Raw genomic sequence first — 17,773 nt, 5'->3', positions numbered from 1 at the left:
GTAAGTGAATTCAGTTGAACTCATTTTTTGTGAATATATTCATTTTCATACTTGTTGGTCAATAAGTGCTATAGGTATAAAACAACTTTGCTATTCATTAATTAGTTGAAATTAAACGAATTTATAAAAAATAAAAAGCCAATTTCTAGTACAAACACCTAGATTCGTTGACAGCGATATACCTGCTCTATAAACTGAATTCAGTTTTGAATAATAGCAATAAGGAGCTGGCATATGAGCAGGCAGGAGGCCCCTTCGGCCCAGGTGATCGAGCATGTTTCGTCCCTGATTGGCTTTGATACGGTAAGCAGAAACTCCAATCTGGCATTGATTGAATGGGCCGCCAACCGGCTCGAAGCGGCGGGCGCCCAAGTGCGTTTTGATTACAACGAATCGCGCTCCAAAGCCAATCTGCTGGCGACCTTTGGCCAGGGGCCGGGAGGCGTGGTTTTGTCGGGCCATACAGACGTGGTGCCGGTCGATGGGCAGGTATGGTCCAGTGATCCTTTTCAGGCTCAGATTCGTGAGGGTCGTTTGTTTGGACGTGGTGCTTGCGACATGAAAGGCTTTATTGGCGTAGCTATGGCGCAGGCGCAACGCCTGGGTTCCATGACACTGCGCGAGCCCGTGCATCTGGCCTTGAGCTACGACGAAGAAGTGGGCTGTCTGGGCATTCCCGGCCTGATCGAGGAAATGCGTAAAGCCGGCATCCAGCCCAGCGGCTGCATTGTGGGTGAACCCACCAGCATGCGCGTTGTGGCGGCCCATAAAGGCGGCCGCATTTATCGCTGCCGCGTCAAAGGCTGCGCCGCCCATTCTTCTTTGACACCACACGGTCTGAACGCAATCGAGTACGCCGCCAATCTGGTTTCGCACATTCAGCATCTGGCGGATGAAGAGGCCCAGGTCGGCAAGCGCATTGAAGGCTTTGATGTGCCTTTTTCCACCATTTCCACCAACACGATTTCCGGTGGCAATGGCATGAATATTATCCCGGCCCATTGCGAGTTCTCCTTTGAATACCGCTATCTGCCTGGCGTGGACCCGGATGGCTTCATCGGCAATTTGCGCCGCTTTGCCTATGAGCAGGTCTTGCCGCGCATGCAGGCACGCCATGGCGACGCGGCTATCGAATTCGAGTGTCTGGGCAGTATTCCTGCCCTGGATGACGAAGACAGTCAGGAACTGAAAAAAATGGCGCTGGCCTTGCTGGGTGAGTCCGCCGCACAGCGTGTGGCCTATGGCACCGAAGCCTCGTTTTTCCAGGAAGCGGGCGTGCCCAGCATTGTCTGCGGGCCTGGCTCCATCACCGTGGCACACAAGGCCGATGAATACGTCAGCCTGGAGCAGTTGGCCGCGTGCGAGTCCTTTCTGGGCAAGGTGATCCAGTCCTTGGCTGCTTAGGGCGGGATGGTTTCCGGCAGGTCTTGGGGCCTGTCTTATTTTGAAGGAATAATTTTTCATGAAGCTAGCAAAACGCATTACCGGCACCTCCCAAAAATCCTTTGGCATGTACGAGCAGGCGGCTCGCCTGCAAGGCGATACCTCGGACCTGATTCATCTGGAAGTTGGCCGCCCGGACGCGGATACGCCAATGGCGATCAAGCATGCGGCAGCCGATGCCTTGATGCGCGGCGAGGTGCATTACAGCGATCTGCGTGGGGTGCCCGCCTTGCGTGAAGCCTTGGCCGCCAAGCTGCGCAAGCAAAACAAGCTGGATGTCGGGCCGGATGATGTGCTGGTCACCAATGGGCTGACGCACGCCTCCTTTGCCGCTTTCTGCGCCATTCTGGACGAGGGTGATGAGGTGATTTTGCTCTCGCCGCACTACCCGCAACATATAGGCAAAATCGAGCTGGCCGGGGCGCATCCGGTGCTGGTGCCGCTGAACAAGGAACAGGGTTTTGCCATTGATGCGCACGCCATCGAAGCGGCTATTACGCCCCGTACCCGCATGGTGGTGCTGGTGAATCCGGCCAACCCCACGGGCCGTGTGTATCGCCGTAGCGAGCTGGAAGCTCTGGCGCAATTGGCGATCAAGCACGATCTGATCGTGGTCTCTGATGAAGTCTACGAGGACATTACCTACGACGATGCCGAGCACATCAGCATTGCCTCCCTGCCCGGCATGCAGGAGCGCACCGTGTCCATGTTTGCCTTCACCAAGTCCTACGCCATGGATGGCTGGCGCATTGGGTATCTGGCTGCGCCTGCCTGGTTGATGCCCGGCTTGTTGAAGATCACCGCTAACGATGTCACCCATGTGAATACCTTTATTCAGGCGGGCGCGCTGGAAGCCGTGGTCGGGCAGCAAGAAGCCTTGCGCGGGATGATTGCGGACGACGATGCCAAGCGCCGCCTGATGCTGCAACGTCTGAATGCCATGGCGAATGTCAGCTGCGCCAATGTGGAAGGCACGATTTATGCCTTTGCCGATGTACGTGCTACGGGTGTGCCTTCGCAGGAACTGGCTGAGCGCTTGCTGAAGGAAGCCCGTGTGGTGGTCGAGGCAGGCAGCTTCTACGGTCCGCAAGGTGAAGGTTTCTTGCGCCTGTGTTTTGGTTCTGCCTCGTATGAGCAGATCGAACAGGCCATGGATCGCTTGCAGGTATTCTTTGCTCAATTGGAGACTCAGGCCAGCTAAACCGCCGCTTGATCGGGTGAACTGGCAGGACCTCGGGGCCGCTTTCTGTTATGGAAAGCGGCTTTTTTTGTGTCTGGGAGCAGGTGGTTTCAACCCCACTATTTAGCGGAATACATGCCCAGGCCATGATTTTTTTATATAAATGTATAGATTAACGTCCGTACAAATAAACCGACAGACTGCGTCGGTGTTTTCCCTTAAATTCAGGCGTATTCCCCTGTGGGCGCTGGTTATAAGGTCATTATCAATCCATATTTCCATAGACAAGTATCGGCTCCTTATTATATTGTTCGTATCAAACAACAATTATGTCCGGTCAATTAATAGGAGCAGGTCCATGAAAAACGGGATACGGGGTGTACTGGCAGCAGCAGGGATGGTGGCCGCGCTGGGCGCGCAGGCTCAAACGCTCAAGCTGGGTGTGGTAGGAGGCATGACAGGTCCAGGCGCGCCCTGGGGGCTGGCTATTGATGGTGGCGTGAAAATCGCCGTGGATGAAATCAATCAGGCCGGTGGCCTGGAAGTGGGCGACAAGAAGTACAAGGTTGAAGTGCTGACTTACGACGACCACTACAAGGCAGCGGATGCAGTAACCGCCACCAACCGTCTGATCGATCAGGATGAAGTGAAATACATTATCGGTCCTATTGGCTCGGCCTCGGTCATGGCCATGAAGCCGATTACCGAGCGCAACAAGGTCATCATGCTGTCCAACAGCTACTCGACCGAAGTGCTGGATGCGAACACGCAATACATGTTCCGCGTGCTGCCTACGCAGTACGAATACAACCGTCAGCTGATTGGCTGGTTGAAGCAGGAGCGCCCCGAGCTGAAGCGTCTGGCGATCCTGTCGCCTAACGATGCGACCGGCTGGAGCACGCAAAAGATCCAGACCGCTGCCTATAAGGACGCCGGTTACGACGTGGCTGAAACCAAGTTCTTCGAGCGCTCGCAAAACGACTTCCGCACCTTGCTGACCAGCATTCTGGCCAAGAACGTGGACTTCATCGAACTGGACACCGTGCCACCCGGCCCGGCCGGTATTGTGATACGTCAGGCACGTGAAATGGGCTTCAAGGGCCAGTTCACCAAGTTTGGCGGCAATAACGTGGCTGAAACCGTGAAGTCTGCCGGTGCGGACAATGCGGAAGGAACCTTGGTGTATTTGTCTGCCGATCCGTCCAGCGAGCCCTACCAGAAGCTGAGCCAGGCTTACGCCAAGGTCCACAGCAACAGCATGGATGACTTCGTTTTCTACTTCTACGATGCCACCCGCCTGCTGTTCAAGGCCATTAACGAAGCTGGCACCGTGGACGATACCGATGCCGTGCGTGCCCGCATTGAAGCCAATAGCAGCTTTGACGGTATTCAAGGCGCGATTGTGTGGGGCGGAAAGGATGTCTATGGCGTGAACCACCAGATCGCCACCCCGGCCTACCTGGGTGTGATCGAGGGCGGCAAGGCCAAGGTCATCAACAAGTTCGACGCCCGCTAATTACCGGTTTTGTTTCAGTACGCACTCCGCCACGGCGGTGGAGTGCACCTTGATACGGTTAGCAATTATGCAGATCGCAATGCAAATCGCCATCATCGCCCTGATGTCCACGTTCGTGTACGCCCTGGTTGCCCTGGGTTTTACGCTGGTGTTTGGCATCTTGCGGGTGGTGAACTTCGCTCACGGCGAGTTCTACATGCTGGGCGCTTACGCCATGTATTTGTTTTATGGTCAGTTTGGCTGGCCCTACCTGCCCTCTATCGCGGCCGCTGCCGTGCTGGTGGGATTTCTGGGCTTACTGGCTGAACGCGGCCTGTTCCGTCGCTTTGTGGGCGACGAGATGGGCGGCATGATCATGTCCCTGGCTTTGGCGATTACCTTGCAGGCGGGGATCTCGCTGCTGTTCTCGGTGGACGAGCAATCGGTACGCCGTCCGGTGGAAGGTGCATGGCAAATTGGCCAAGCCTTTTTCGCCAAGGATCAATTGCTGATCGTAGGCATGAGTGTGCTGGCGCTGGCCGCCTTCTATTTTCTGATCGAGCGCACCCGTATCGGCATGACGATACGTGCGGTGGCGCAGGATCGGGAAGTGGCACGTCTGCAAGGCGTCAGTTCCTGGAAGATCATGGCCTTCACCTTTGCCTTGAGCTGCGGCCTGGCCGGCTTGTCGGGTGCCCTGATGGCGCCGGTCTACACCGTGCACCCCTATATGGGCGAAGCCGTGGTGGTGAAAGCCTTCATTATTGTGGTTCTGGGTGGTCTGGGCAGCTTGCCCGGTGCGGTGGTTGCCGCCCTGATTCTGAGTGTTACCGAGGCCGTGGCGTCCACCTTCTATAACGCGACCGTGGCCACCATGCTGTCCTTCCTGATCGTGATGGCCGTGTTGCTGGTCAAACCCAGCGGTTTGATGGGGAAATCGTCATGAGCGCGATCAAAACTGCTTCTTTCTATCCGCGTGATGGCGCCCTGCAATGGGTCTGGCATGCCGTCGTGGTCGCGGTGCTGCTGGGCTGGCCCGTGTGGGCCGGACAGCCTCGCTTTGCCCTGCATCTGGCCATCATGGTGTCGCTGTACGCCTGCCTGGCCATGAGCATGAATCTGGTTTTGCGCATCGGCCAGCTCTCGCTGGCGCATGGTGCCTTGTTCGGGCTGGGGGCGTATGCCTCGGCCATTTTGAGTCGAGATTATGGCTGGTCCTTTCCAGCCGCGTTTTTGGGCGCCGGAGTGCTGACGGCAGCATTAGCTGTGATCACCGGTCCCATTTTTATGCGTATCAAGGGTGTGCATTTCGCACTCTTGACCTTCGCCCTGGGCGAAGCCGTGGTGCTGTGCTTTATCGAGTTCCACGAACTGTTTGGCGGCAATAACGGCTTTGGCCAGATTCCGGCCCTGCAAGCCAGCTTGCCGATTCCTGAAGGGCGTTACGGCGTTTATCTGGTGACGGTCAGCTTTGCCTTGGTGGTGTATTTCGTGCTGCGGGCCTTGTACCGCCGCGAATGGGGCATGGTGGCGGACTCTTTGCATCAGAACGAGCAGTTGGTGCGCTCCGGTGGTTTGAATGTGCTGCGCTTTCGGGTCAGTGTGTTTGTCCTTAGCGCCCTGATTGCCGGCTGGACAGGCAGCTTGTATGCCCACTACCAAGGCTATATCTCGCCTGATTCCTTCGGTTTCTGGACAGCGGTGAATGCCGTCATCATGAATGTGCTGGGTGGTGTGGGTGCCCTGGCTGGTGCCGTGGTGGGGGCCGCAATCCTGATCCCCCTGCCCGAGTTGCTGCGCGACTTGCAGCAGTATCAGCGCCTGATCTATGGCCTGACTTTGATTTTGCTGCTCTTGTTCATGCCGCAAGGTTTGGCGGGTCTGTGGCGTAAGTGGCGCGGCGCGCGCAAGGAGGCAGCATGAGCGTGCAATTGAATGTTCAGGGTCTTAGCCGACATTTTGGTGGGATCCGCGCGGTGGACGAGGTGTCCTTCAGCACGGCTCCCGGTCAGATTACCGGCGTGATCGGCCCCAACGGCGCCGGTAAAACCACGCTGTTCAATCTGATTGCCGGTACGACCAAGCCCAGCGCGGGTGCTGTCACCATGGATGGTGCCGCGATTACGGGTCGCCCGGCCGCGTCCTTGGCGCGCCAGGGTCTGGTGCGTACCTTCCAGATGACGCATGTATTTGCAGGCCACACGGTATTTGAAAACCTGTATCGCGCGGCTCTGTTCCGTCAGTTTCCTTCGCCCTGGTCGTTGTTCAACCCTTGGGGTGTGCGTCGTGGCCGCGAAGAGGCCGCGCGACAGGCAGAACAAGCCTTGGCCTTGATTGGCCTGGAGTCTGTAGCCGATGAGCAGGCCGATTCGCTGGCCTATGGCTTACAGAAGATTTTGGGTGTGGGTATGGCCCTGACAGCCATGCCCCGCCTTCTTTTAATGGATGAGCCCGCTGCTGGCCTGAACCCGGTGGAAACCGTGGCTATGGCCGACCTGATTGAACGCATCCACGCCAGTGGCATTGATGTGGTGGTGGTCGAGCACGATATGGGCCTGGTGATGCGCCTGTGCCAAAAGCTGGTGGTGCTGGTTAACGGTCGTTTGCTGGCCGAAGGCCCGACCGCACAAGTGCGTCAGGACCCGCGGGTGATTGAAGCCTATCTGGGTGCGGATCTGGACAAGGAACCTGGTCTGGAGCCAGCCGTGGAGGTCCGCGCTGCGCAAAACGGGACGGGACATTCGGCTTCGGTCTCTACGACTGGTCAGGGAGCTGCCAAGGTCAGCGAGCCTGCGCCCATGCTGGAAATCAAGGACTTGAGCGTGTCCTATGGCGCAGTACGGGCCTTGGACAAGGTCAGTTTTGCGGTGGAAGAAGCCAGTGTGTGCGCCGTGATCGGAGCCAATGGAGCGGGTAAATCGACCCTGATGAAAGCCATTAGCGGTCTGGTGCCGGTTGCTGGGGGAGAAATCCTGTTGGAAGGCCAGCCTATCCAGAACTTGAGCGCAGAACGCCGTGTGAATCTGGGTATTGCCCTGTCTCCTGAAGGCCGTCGCCTGTTCCCGGAACTGACGGTACGCGAGAACCTCTTGATGGGGGCCTATCTGCGTCGCGATCAGGTCGACATTACGGTGGATCTGGAACGTATTTATGGCTACTTCCCGCGTCTGCTGGAGCGCGAGCAAAGCCAGGGTCGCCACCTCTCGGGTGGCGAGCAGCAAATGTGTGCGATTGGCCGTGCCCTGATGTCCCGGCCCCGCCTGCTCTTGCTGGATGAACCCTCCCTGGGTCTGGCCCCCGCAGTCACCTTGGAAGTGGCCCGTGCAATTCGTCAGATCAGCCAGGACGGCACCACGATTGTGCTGGTGGAGCAGAACGCTCGCCTGGCGCTGAAGTTGTCGAATCACGCCGTTGTGCTGGAAACCGGGCGTTTAAGCCTGGCGGGCGACAGCAAAGACATCATGAATAACCCACAAATTGCAGCAGCCTATCTGGGCCACGCCGCAGAGGCTTCGCATCATGCCTAATATTTACCAGGTCGCCATGTTCAATGCCGAGCGCTACCCCGACAAGGTAGCGGTCTCGGACGAGCGCCAGGCCTTGTCCTTTGCTCAGTTCTGCGCCCGTGCGCGCGCCTTGTCGGCTTATTTGAAAGGTTTGGGCGTACAGCCGGGGGATCGGGTGGCCATCATGACGCCCAATTCCATCGACTATCTGGCCTTGCTGCATGCCACAGCCGTAGGCGGTTTTGCTTTGGTGCCAGTGAACACCCGTTACGGTGCTGCTGAATTGCGCTACTTGCTGGACGATGCCCAGCCTACCGTGTGTATTGTGGACCCGGCCTACCGTCCTTTGCGCGAGCAGATCGAGTCCGAAGGTGGTTTGAACAGTGCCGTGCAGTGGCTGGAGCATTTGCCTGAGGCCTTGCCCGATCACCGTGCGGATGATCCGGTGCAGCACCGCTTTGGCCGTGTGGGGGATGAAGATGTAGCCATCATCATGTACACCTCGGGTACGACCTCGGCCCCCAAGGGAGCCATGCTGACACACGGCAATTTGTCGGCCAATGCGGTGAACTACATCATGGAGCTGGGCATTGATGCCAACAGCCGCTCCTTGCTGGCGACACCCTTGTTTCACATTGGCGGCTTCGGGGTGGTGAATGGCCCCATTCTGTATGCCGGTGGCAGCTTGCATGTGGTTCCGCGTTTTGAGGCCGACGCCGTCATGGACGCACTGCGTCTGTACCAGCCTACGCATGTGTTCCTGTTGTCGGCTATGTGGGTAGGCTTGACCGATCACCCTGAGTTTAAAGAGCTGTCCCTGCCCGGTGCCCAGTTTGTGCAAACTGCGGCTGCGCCTTTGGGCCAGTGGCGTCAGGACTTGATCCGAACCGTGTTTCCCAATGCTGAATTCAGCTGGGGCTTTGGCATGACGGAAAGCTGTGTCACCACCATCAAGAATCGCTACACGCAGGAGATTCTGGAGCATCCCGGTTCCATCGGTTACCTGTGGCGGCATGTGCAGTATCGGCTGGTTGATGCCGATGGCAAGGTGCTGCCTGATCAGCGCGGGCCGGGCGAAATGCAGGTGCGTGGCCCGACTGTGTTCAAAGGCTATTGGCGGCAGCCCGAGCTGACCGCCCAGGTGCTGGATGCCGATGGCTGGCTGCACACGGGCGATTTGATTCGGGTGGACGATGAAGGCTTTGCCTATTTCATGGGCCGCAGCAAAGATATGATCAAGACAGGTGGCGAGAACGTGGCCGCGCTGGAAGTGGAAAACTGTCTGGCCAGCCACACCGATGTGCGCGAGGCCGCCGCCTTTGGCCTGCCCCACGAGTATTGGGGCGAAGAGCTGGTTGCCGCGATTGTGCCTGCCAATGGCCGTGAGCCGGATGTGGAAGTGCTGCGCGAGTTTTGTCGGGAAAAACTGTCCGGCTTTAAAGTACCCAAACGCATCTTTATTGTGGATTCCCTGCCCCAGTCCTCTTCGGGCAAAGTGCAGAAGTTCCTTCTTCGACAAAGGTATGTCTGATGCTGACTTCTTTATCTCTGTTTGACCCTGCCGTGCTGGCTGCCTGGGCCAAGCGCGCCCGCGCCGATGATTTTGTACGGCAGCACAGTGTTCTGGCCGATGTTTGCGTGGCGCTGCGCAATACCGACACCGGCGAGCATAGTTGGCTGGCCGTGTCCGAACAGGATGTGCAGGCGGGCACAGGCCCGCGCGAGGTGCCGTTCTGGCTGGAAGGCGATAGTGCCGCCTTTGCAGATCTGGCCCAAGGCTTTCCATTTAACCGCTTGGTGCGCCAGCACCGTCTGGTTGTGGGAGGCGATTTGCGCGCCTGTGTGCAGAACTGGATGTTGTTGTACGCCCTGACCCGTCTGACGGGCGAGCTGGAGGTCTGAGCATGCCTTATGTGACAACTGCGGATGGTATCCGCGCCTATTACGATCTGGCCGGTTCCGGTCCGGCCTTGGTGATGGTGCACGGCGCCAGTCAGGACAGCTTGTCCTGGCAATATGTGCTGGACCACTTTGCGCCCTTTTATACGGTGTATGCGCTGGATTTGCCCGGTCACGGCAAGAGCGGCATGCCATTGGGTGGACCTCATACCGCCACCCCGCAAAACGCTCAGTATCTGCTGCAATTTCTGGATGCGGCGGGTATTCAGAATCCGGTCCTGATGGGGCACTCCATGGGCGGGGGCGTTGTTGCCCAGGCCGCTGCCATGGCGCCCGAGCGTATTCGTGGCCTGGTGCTGGTCGATGGCGCTTCGGTGAACGTAGTGAAATCCTCCGGCTATAACCCGCGCATTCTGGAGATGGCGCGTATTAATCCGGGAGACTGGTTTGAAGTGACCTTTCGCACCTTGATGGGCACCTTGTCCGACCCGGCCCGTGCGCTGGAAGTGGTGACGGATGCCCGTCGTTGCATTCCGGCAGTGGCCTTTGCGGATATCTGCGCTTTTGGTGGTTTTCGCATGGAACAGATTCTGGACGATATCCGCTGCCCGGTGGTGATCGTGGAAGGCAGCGAGGACTGGTCCGTGCCGCCAGAGTCCGCCAGAGAGGTCGAACGCTTGCTGCGAGAAGGCAAAGTTCCGGTGGAATATATAGAATGGCCGGGCATCGGGCATTTTCCCCAAAGTGAATGTCCTGAGCAGTTCACCCGCGACACCCTGGCTGCGATGCGCCGCCTGTCTCTTTAAGCTGAAAACCGTATGGCAAACACCGAATCCCAGTCCAGCGCCAAGCCAACCCTGTATCAGAACATGAGCGATCGCTTGTTGGAGCTGATCCGTTCGGGCCATTACCCCGTCGGCTCCAAGCTGCCCACCGAGATGGAGCTTTGCGAGATGTACGGGGTCGGTCGGCACACGGCGCGTGAAGCCATACGCAAGCTGACCGATCTGGGTTTGATCGAGCGGCGTCGCCGTGCCGGTACCACCGTGATACGCCAGCATCCCAAGCCGCAATTTGGCCTGGCGCTGGACACCACGGACCAGTTGCAGCGCTATCTGGAATTTACCGATTTGCACGTGCATAAAAAGGCGGTTTGTGTGGATAAGCAGCCGCCTGAAACCGCGCTGGACGGTGAGCCGGCAGATTGGGTGAAGGTGGAAACCTACCGTAGTGTGCCGGGCAGCAAGCGCGGCATTTCCTGGACAGATATTTATCTGCGCAAGGAATACCAGGCGGTGGCTGACCTGATTTCCACCCAGCCCGGTGGTGTGTATCCGCTGTTGGAGGAGCACTGTGGCGAAGTGGTGGAAACCATCGAGATGGAAATCTCCGCCTCGCGCTTTCCCCCGCATGTTGCCCGCTTTCTGGGCTACGAGGACTCCGACCCGGCGCTGCTGATTATCCGTACCTTCCGCAATCTGGCGGGCAAGGTCATGGAAGTGGCGGTCAGCTTTTACCCACCTTATGAGTTCCGCTACGTCACGCGCCTGTCGCGCAGTGATGGGAGCCACCGCTCGCAGAGCTGATTTTTCCGAACCTTTGGGGAGACATTCATGAAACGCAAATATGGCCGCAGTGTGACGGTCAAGGTGACGGGCGACCATGCGCTGGTGCGCTTTGATCGCGGCGTGAACCGCAATGCTATTGATCAGGACACCTTGCTGGCCTTGACGCAGGTGGCGCAGGATCTGGCCTTGTCGCTGGAGATTCACACCGTGGTGCTGACCGGGGCCAAGGATATTTTCTCGGCCGGGATTGATCTGAAAGACCCGCAAAAGTGGAACGACGAGCAGGCAGGCTTGCTGGAACGCCGTGATGTGGCCCAGCGTGGTGCACGCTTGTGTCGCCTGTGGGAGGAACTGCCTCAGTTGACGATTGCCGCCATTGAAGGCGCCGCCGTCGGTGGTTCGGTTGCTCTGGCGCTGGCGTGTGATTGGCGTGTGGCATCGCAGTCATCCTTTTTGTATCTACCTGAAGCCAAGGTGGGCCTGAACATGGGCTGGGGCGCCATTCCACGCATGGTGAACATGCTGGGTGCCGCTCGCACCAAACGTGCCATCTTGCTGGCCGAACGCTTCGGTGCTGAACAGGCGCTGGACTGGGGCCTGCTGGATGAGGTCTGCGAGCCTGGTCAGGCCGTGACAGTCGCGCAGTCTTTGGCCAAGCGGGCTTCGGAGTCGCCTGCCGCGATTATCCGCATGACCAAGGAGTCGGTGAATCAGGTCGCCAATGCCTTGAACCGTCTGGGCATTTATATGGATGCCGATCAGGCGCTGGTGTGTCGCGACAGCGTAGAGGGAGCCCAGGCGCGTGCGGGGTTTTTGTCCGCTGGTCGAGCCTAGATAAAACGGCTCTGCTTGGGGGCGGTCAGCGGACCGGCGACCAGGGCGGGAGAAGGTATTTTGTCGGACCGCGCTTGAGTGCGCTGCGGGCACAATCTGCGTGGCGTTACTGTGCGCAAATAGTGTGTTACGTGCCCCTATCCGCGTTTGCGGACAAGGGGCTATCTACATCGAGGTATCAGGCGGTTTGACGCTCTTGTGCCAGTCGTCCCATCCCTTGCGGAAATAAATCCAGGCCAGCTGTCGCCACCAGATCCCAGAAGCCAGCAGGCGAGCTGGACACGACAGTGACGCCCAGTTTGTCCTCGACCTGACGTACGGCTTCCAGCGATACCAGGCCTCCGCAAGACAGCAGCAAACCTTGTGCCTGACCGGGGGCCTGCTCTTGGGCGATGTCCCACGTCTTCAGACACAGGTCTACCAGCTCCTGCGTGCTGATTTTCGACATGGCCGTGACGTCGTTAACGCCTAGTCCATAAGCGCAGACGGCCTGGATCTGGTTCTGGCCCAGAAATCGGACCAGGCGCTGGTTTACGTCATCAATATAGGACGAGGCCACCGCTACCCGTTCGATGCCGCTGACACGCAGACCGCGCAAGATGGCATGGCTCATGGTGGAGCATGGCAAGCCGGTGGATTCATGCAGGCGGGCCACCAGTTCTTCGTTAAAGTCCGAGCCACGGTAAAAGCTCAGCGATGTTCCCATCAAGGACACGGCCTGGGCGCCACGGGCAGCCAGTTTCTGGGCTGCTTCCACCACCTGGTCAATAACCTGGTCATAGCCTTCCTTGTCCACCGAACTGAGCGCCAGACCTTGGGCGATGAAATCGATTTCCGGGTACATTTCCGGACCTTCCGGAGGCACCAGACCGGCGGCTGGCGGCACGATCAGGCCAAGTACGGGGCGCTGGGCGCCAGAGTTGTCAGTCGTCATAACAGTAGCTGCTTGTTTCATTGTTTAAAGTCGAGTTGGGCGGTCTTGATGACATTGGCCCAGCGTTCTGTTTCTTCACCCAGCCATTTTTCGGTGGCCTGGGCATCTTGATAACCGGCTACCGAACCTTGGGCCAGAAAGGCATCCTGTACTTGCTTTTGCTGCATGCTGTTTTCCAAGGCCTTGCTGACGGTGGCGATCAAGGCCGGGTCCACGTTTTGTGGGGCCAGCATGAACAGTGACGGTGTCACGCTATAGCCAGGAATGGTTTCCGAGACGCTGGGCAGATCGGGCATGCCGGGGAAGCGGCGTTCGGACAAGGTGGCCAGCAGACGAATGCGGCCGGAGTTGGCCAGGCCAATCGAGGAAGCCAGGCTGGCAAAGGACATGGATACTTCACCGGATGCCAGAGCCTGACTGGCGGGAGCGCCACCGCGGTAAGGAACGTGCACCAGTTCGGTTTTGGTCTGCAAGGCGAACAGTTCACCACCCAGATGGTGCACCGAGCCTACGCCCACCGAGGCGAAGGTTTCTGTTTGAGGGGGCGCCTTGCGGATGGCCTCGATCAATTCGGCCACGGTTTTGACAGGGCTGTCGCCCGGAACGGCCAGCGCCAGATCAGACTGGCCCACCATACCGATAGGGGCGAAGTCACGCTGCAAGTCGTAGCGCAGCGCCGGGTAAATATATGGGGCGACCAGCAAGGAGGTATCGGCAAACAGCAGCGTGTTGCCATCGGCCTGGGATTTGGATACGTAGTCGGCAGAAATGGTGCCGCCTGCGCCGGATTTGTTTTCCACAATTACGGTGCGGTCCAGCTCCTTGCTTAGCGCCTGAGCGGTGACGCGGGCCAGGGTGTCGACCCCGCCGCCGGGGGCAAAACCCACGACCAGGCGAATGGGTTCGGCAGCGTGTAAAGCGGCCACAGGGCTTAATGTCAGGGCGAGCGCAGCCAGCGCACGCCGTGTGAAACGGCTTGCAAACATGAGAAAGTCTCCTCGGTATGAGTGGTAGTTTTTTTAGCTAATTATTAATTCAGTGCCGCATATAAAACCCGGCTAAAGGGTTGAGCTGGGCGTTTAGCCAGCTATAGCGCTCGCGCTTGTCGAACTCCCATTTCTCGGGATGGGCTTGGGCGACACGACGCAGGGATTCGGCCCCGGACAGCACATGGCTGGCCGCTGCCTGCATGGCGCTGGGGCCGTCACGTTGGGCCAGGGCCTGGGTCAGTGCCTGATGTTCATGCCAGGACTGCTCCATGCGGTTTTCCTGATCCAGATGGCGGTGGCGGTAAGGGTTGGTCAGACGGCGCAGATGTTCAATTTGCTGCACCATGAAGGTATTGCCGGCAATGCTGTGAATCAGGGCGTGCAATTCGGCGTTGTACGTGGCGTAGTCAGCCAGGCTTTTGTCCTGCAGGGCCTTGGCACCGCGCTTTTGCAAACGCTCCAGTTCGCGAATCTGGGCATTGCTGATGCGGTAGGCCGCCAGTTGCGTACAGGCACCTTCCAGCAAGGCCAGGGTTTCCAGCATTTCTTCCAGTTCTTCAATGGTGTGCTGGGTGACAAAAATCCCGGCGCGTGGGGCGATGCGCACTTGCCCGGTGGCCGCCAGTTGCAGCAAGGCTTCGCGCACCGGGGTGCGTGATACCCGGAAAAACGAGCACAGCAAGGATTCATCAATGGCGCTGCCCGGCGGCAGATCACCGCTGGCAATGCGGTGCTCCAGTTCGATTCGTACCCGGTCGGTATTGCTAAGCGTCATGTCTGTCTCCCAAGCCTTTTCCTGTTTTTTAGGCTTAAATGATTCTAGGGAGGGGTTTTTGATATATCAATTAAGGCTTATCCGAGGGTAAAGAAAGTTTTGCCCCGTTTTGATTCGGGAAAATTTCACGGATAATCATTTTTTGCCCCCCCCCCTCTGCCCCTGTTCGGTCATAGGGGAAAGCACGCTATTTTTCGGATAAAAAAACCATGAGCGAAGAACGTAAACCGCTGGATGCGTTGGCCAGCGGCGCCATGCTGGTCCTGTGCCTGATCTGGAGCTTTCAGCAGATTTTGCTCAAGGCCACGGCCAATGACATGGCGCCTATTTTTCAGATCGGTTTGCGCTCGGGTGTGGCCTGTGTGCTGGTGGCTTTGCTGGTTCTGGTGCGCACGCACAAGCTGGCCTTCACCGAAGGGGCCTGGAAGCCGGGGCTGATGGCCGGTTTGCTGTTTGCGCTGGAGTATTTGCTGCTGGGTGAGAGCCTGCGTTTTACCTCCGCAGCGCACGTGGTGGTGTTTTTATATACCGCGCCCGTGTTTGCGGCTTTGGGCCTGCATATTCTCTTGCCGTCCGAGCGTCTGGCCCGCTTGCAATGGGTAGGGATCGGGCTGGCGGTGGCGGGTATCGCCATTACCTTTTTGGGCCCGGCCAGCATGGACGGGGCTGATCTGGGACGCATGTTGATCGGGGACTTGATGGCCTTGGCAGCCGGAGCCTTGTGGGGCTTTACCACCGTACTGATCCGCAGCACGCGCCTGTCTGCTGTGCCGCCTTCGGAAGCCTTGCTGTATCAGCTATTCAGCGCTTTTGTGATTTTGATGGTGGCCGCTGTCGTGACCGGGCAAACCGATATTAATTGGTCCGGCTTGCTGGGCGCCAGCCTGGTGTTCCAGTCTGTGGTGGTGGCGTTCTTGAGTTTTCTGGTCTGGTTCTGGTTGCTGCGTAATTATCAGGCGTCGCGCCTGGGGGTGTTTTCCTTCGCAACCCCTTTGTTCGGTGTTTTATTCGGCGCTTTCCTGCTGGGCGAGGCCATAGAACCCCGTTTTGTGATGGGCGCTTTACTGGTGTTGATGGGCATTACCCTGGTCAGTGCCTATAGCTGGATCAGTCAACTGCGACGTCGCAGAGCCTGATTGAAGCAGCGAAATGATGCGAACGGTCTCAAGGCGCAATGCGTTGTCGCAAGCTGCTCTTTAACCATCGGCAAAACTGGCGGGCCTCACTTTGCTGTGGTGATTGTGCGTTGACATAGGCCATGTAGCTTGCGCCCGTGGCCACCTGGCCAGGGCCGAATTCTCGCAGGACGCCATCGCGTAGATGATCCATCACCAGTAAACGCGGCACAACCAGAAATCCGGAACCGGCAATGGCCCCGGCAATCGCGAAAAACAGGTGATCGTAGGTGGCGCTCATCAGTAGCCGCGAAGGCTCAATACCCTGATCCAAAGCCCATAAACCCAACATGTCCGGTCGTGAGCGCGCGGTCACCATAGGCCAGTGTTCCCAGGCCTGCCCGCTGTGCTGCTGGATCAAGGCAGGTGCTGCCACGCATACCAGCTCTTCGCGTATGAGCTCCCAGCTTTCGCTGTCGGGCAGGCTCAAGTCACGGCTGATCAACACATCAAACTCTTCATTAGGACGGGGTGGCGACAGATTGGTGATCAGATCAATTTGCATATGGTGCTGGGCGGTGAACTGGCCAAGCATGGGCACCAGCACCGTCATTGAAAAGCTGGGCATGGAGGTGCGGACTCGCAGCCTTTCATGCTGATCCTGTTGATGGGTGATTTGCTGAATGGCCATCTCCAGGGTAGCCATGGCATCTTTGACCGTGTCATACAGCTGCAGGCCGGCTGCCGTCAGCTCAATATAGGGGCCGCGCCGAATGAACAGAGCCTGTTTGCTGACTTTTTCCAAGGTGGCGATATGTCGGCTAACTGCGCTTTGGGTGATCCCCAGGCTTTGGGCCGCTCGGGTGAAATTGCCTTGTCGGCCCACCGCGACAAATACGCGCAAGGGAACCAGAGGAACATTCTCAAGCATGATTAAAACTCATGATAGGGTCACGGTTAGCAGGGGGTGAAAGTAGGGTGTAACAGAACGGTCATCTAAGATAAATACCATGATTTTCATGCAATTTTATTGAAATTACAGGAAATAATCATGCAAAACCGTTTCCCTTATCTATCCGCTTTGCTCATGCTTTCCTGCTTGGGTACGGGGGCTGCCAAGGCGGATGAAGTGGTGTTGTACTCCTCCAATAACATCGATGTGGTGAACACGGTGATCGAGCAGTTCCGTCAGGTTCACCCCGAGATATCGGTGTCCGTGGTGCGGGCTGGTTCCGGTGCCTTGATGCAGCGTATCAAGGCCGAAGCAGAGCAACCCTTGGGCGATTTGTTCTGGTCCGGTGGGTTTTCCACCTTGTCGCAGTATGCCGAGTACCTGGCGCCCTATTCGTCGCCCGAGGCCAGTGCTGTAGGTGCCCAGTATCAGGGAGCTGAGCAACGTTGGTTGGGTACCAATACCCATGTCACGGTGTTGATGCTTAACGAGCGGCAGTTGGGCAAACTCAAGGCGCCTGACAGCTGGGCGGATCTGGCTGATCCGGCCTGGAAGGGCAAGATCGTGATTCCAGATCCGGAGCGCAGCAGCTCTTCTTATGTTGCCTTGTATGGCCTGCAGGATTTGATGGGCCAGGAGGTGTTTGAGAAGGTTGTGCGCAATGCAGTGGTGGTCGGAACCACCTCCGGTGCCTACGAGGGCGTTGCCAATGGCGAGTTCGCGGTTGCGGTAACGATGGAATATGCCGCCTATCAATATGTGGCCGGTGGTCTGGATACGATTGACCTGGTCTACCCCAAAGAGGGCACTTTCCTGTCGCCGGAAGGCATGGCCTTGATCAAGGGCGGGCGTAACCCCGAATCCGCTCGCAAGCTGTATGACTTCCTTGCCTCCCGCCCTGCGCAGGAAGAGGTGTTCAAAAGCGCGTTCCGTCGCCCTTTGCGCAGCGATATTGCCGTCAATACGCTGACAAGCTTGCCTGCCATGGATCAGATCCGTGTGCATGCGCTGGATGATGATCGTATGGGTGCGGATCGTGAAGACTTCCTGGCACGTTGGCGTGCACTGGTTTCCCAACGCTAG

General features: G+C 57.9%; 17 protein-coding genes. 13 read left to right on the top strand and 4 right to left on the bottom strand.

Annotation, left to right across the window (positions count from 1 at the left end):
* Positions 1-234 precede the first annotated feature (234 nt).
* The 11 genes from argE (at position 235) to MID00_RS07880 (ending at position 11,925) form a co-directional block, all read left to right on the top strand.
* Positions 235-1,404 (top strand): acetylornithine deacetylase, encoded by a 1,170-nt coding sequence (gene argE, locus MID00_RS07930; RefSeq protein ID WP_254500139.1) that lies wholly within the window; start codon positions 235-237, stop codon positions 1,402-1,404.
* Positions 1,405-1,462: 58 nt separating this feature from the next.
* On the top strand, positions 1,463-2,644 hold the full coding sequence (locus MID00_RS07925; RefSeq protein WP_254500138.1) for a pyridoxal phosphate-dependent aminotransferase: 1,182 nt from the start codon (positions 1,463-1,465) through the stop codon (positions 2,642-2,644).
* Between the two features lie 337 nt (positions 2,645-2,981).
* Positions 2,982-4,139 (top strand): ABC transporter substrate-binding protein, encoded by a 1,158-nt coding sequence (locus MID00_RS07920; RefSeq protein ID WP_009461449.1) that lies wholly within the window; start codon positions 2,982-2,984, stop codon positions 4,137-4,139.
* Positions 4,140-4,218: 79 nt separating this feature from the next.
* Positions 4,219-5,064: a branched-chain amino acid ABC transporter permease gene (locus MID00_RS07915; RefSeq protein ID WP_254500137.1), complete on the top strand. Its 846-nt coding sequence runs from the start codon at positions 4,219-4,221 to the stop codon at positions 5,062-5,064.
* Positions 5,061-6,041, top strand: a complete 981-nt coding sequence (locus MID00_RS07910; RefSeq protein ID WP_021447157.1) for a branched-chain amino acid ABC transporter permease — start codon at positions 5,061-5,063, stop codon at positions 6,039-6,041. The genes MID00_RS07915 and MID00_RS07910 overlap by 4 nt, the downstream gene beginning before the upstream one ends.
* A complete protein-coding gene (locus MID00_RS07905; protein WP_254500136.1) occupies positions 6,038-7,645 on the top strand; it encodes an ATP-binding cassette domain-containing protein in 1,608 nt (535 codons plus the stop codon). Before MID00_RS07910 ends, MID00_RS07905 begins: the two co-directional genes overlap by 4 nt.
* On the top strand, positions 7,638-9,155 hold the full coding sequence (locus tag MID00_RS07900) for a class I adenylate-forming enzyme family protein (protein WP_254500135.1): 1,518 nt from the start codon (positions 7,638-7,640) through the stop codon (positions 9,153-9,155). Before MID00_RS07905 ends, MID00_RS07900 begins: the two co-directional genes overlap by 8 nt.
* Positions 9,155-9,526, top strand: a complete 372-nt coding sequence (locus MID00_RS07895; RefSeq protein ID WP_021447155.1) for a hypothetical protein — start codon at positions 9,155-9,157, stop codon at positions 9,524-9,526. The genes MID00_RS07900 and MID00_RS07895 overlap by 1 nt, the downstream gene beginning before the upstream one ends.
* A 2-nt stretch (positions 9,527-9,528) precedes the next feature.
* Positions 9,529-10,329 (top strand): alpha/beta fold hydrolase, encoded by an 801-nt coding sequence (locus tag MID00_RS07890; protein WP_009461464.1) that lies wholly within the window; start codon positions 9,529-9,531, stop codon positions 10,327-10,329.
* A 12-nt stretch (positions 10,330-10,341) separates the two neighbouring features.
* Positions 10,342-11,109: a GntR family transcriptional regulator gene (locus MID00_RS07885; RefSeq protein ID WP_009461466.1), complete on the top strand. Its 768-nt coding sequence runs from the start codon at positions 10,342-10,344 to the stop codon at positions 11,107-11,109.
* A gap of 27 nt (positions 11,110-11,136) precedes the next feature.
* Positions 11,137-11,925, top strand: coding sequence for an enoyl-CoA hydratase/isomerase family protein (locus MID00_RS07880; RefSeq protein ID WP_083055152.1), 789 nt, complete (start codon positions 11,137-11,139; stop codon positions 11,923-11,925).
* A 178-nt stretch (positions 11,926-12,103) separates the two neighbouring features.
* Here MID00_RS07880 and MID00_RS07875 read toward each other — a convergent pair whose 3' ends face one another.
* From MID00_RS07875 to MID00_RS07865, 3 genes are read right to left on the bottom strand one after another with little or no spacing between them, the layout of a single operon-like run.
* A complete protein-coding gene (locus tag MID00_RS07875; RefSeq protein WP_009461470.1) occupies positions 12,104-12,859 on the bottom strand; it encodes an arylmalonate decarboxylase in 756 nt (251 codons plus the stop codon).
* A gap of 17 nt (positions 12,860-12,876) precedes the next feature.
* Entirely contained in the window at positions 12,877-13,845 is a 969-nt protein-coding gene (locus MID00_RS07870) for a tripartite tricarboxylate transporter substrate binding protein (RefSeq protein ID WP_009461472.1), read from the bottom strand.
* A 49-nt stretch (positions 13,846-13,894) separates the two neighbouring features.
* A complete protein-coding gene (locus MID00_RS07865) occupies positions 13,895-14,623 on the bottom strand; it encodes a GntR family transcriptional regulator (protein WP_254500134.1) in 729 nt (242 codons plus the stop codon).
* A 209-nt stretch (positions 14,624-14,832) separates the two neighbouring features.
* Here MID00_RS07865 and MID00_RS07860 point away from each other — a divergent pair, with 209 nt between their 5' ends.
* Positions 14,833-15,759 carry a DMT family transporter gene (locus tag MID00_RS07860; RefSeq protein WP_250756388.1) on the top strand — a complete coding sequence of 309 codons (927 nt, stop codon included), beginning with the start codon at positions 14,833-14,835 and terminating at the stop codon, positions 15,757-15,759.
* A 28-nt stretch (positions 15,760-15,787) separates the two neighbouring features.
* On the opposite strand, the gene MID00_RS07855 is transcribed toward MID00_RS07860, so the two are convergent.
* Positions 15,788-16,669 carry a LysR family transcriptional regulator gene (locus tag MID00_RS07855; RefSeq protein WP_009461478.1) on the bottom strand — a complete coding sequence of 294 codons (882 nt, stop codon included), beginning with the start codon at positions 16,667-16,669 and terminating at the stop codon, positions 15,788-15,790.
* Between the two features lie 120 nt (positions 16,670-16,789).
* Here MID00_RS07855 and MID00_RS07850 point away from each other — a divergent pair, with 120 nt between their 5' ends.
* Positions 16,790-17,773 carry an ABC transporter substrate-binding protein gene (locus MID00_RS07850; RefSeq protein WP_021447152.1) on the top strand — a complete coding sequence of 328 codons (984 nt, stop codon included), beginning with the start codon at positions 16,790-16,792 and terminating at the stop codon, positions 17,771-17,773.

The organism is Alcaligenes sp. NLF5-7 (assembly GCF_024266725.1).
Lineage (GTDB): Bacteria > Pseudomonadota > Gammaproteobacteria > Burkholderiales > Burkholderiaceae_B > Alcaligenes > Alcaligenes phenolicus.
Note: the sequence above shows the minus strand (reverse complement) of the source record. Positions and strands in the feature narration are given on the sequence as shown.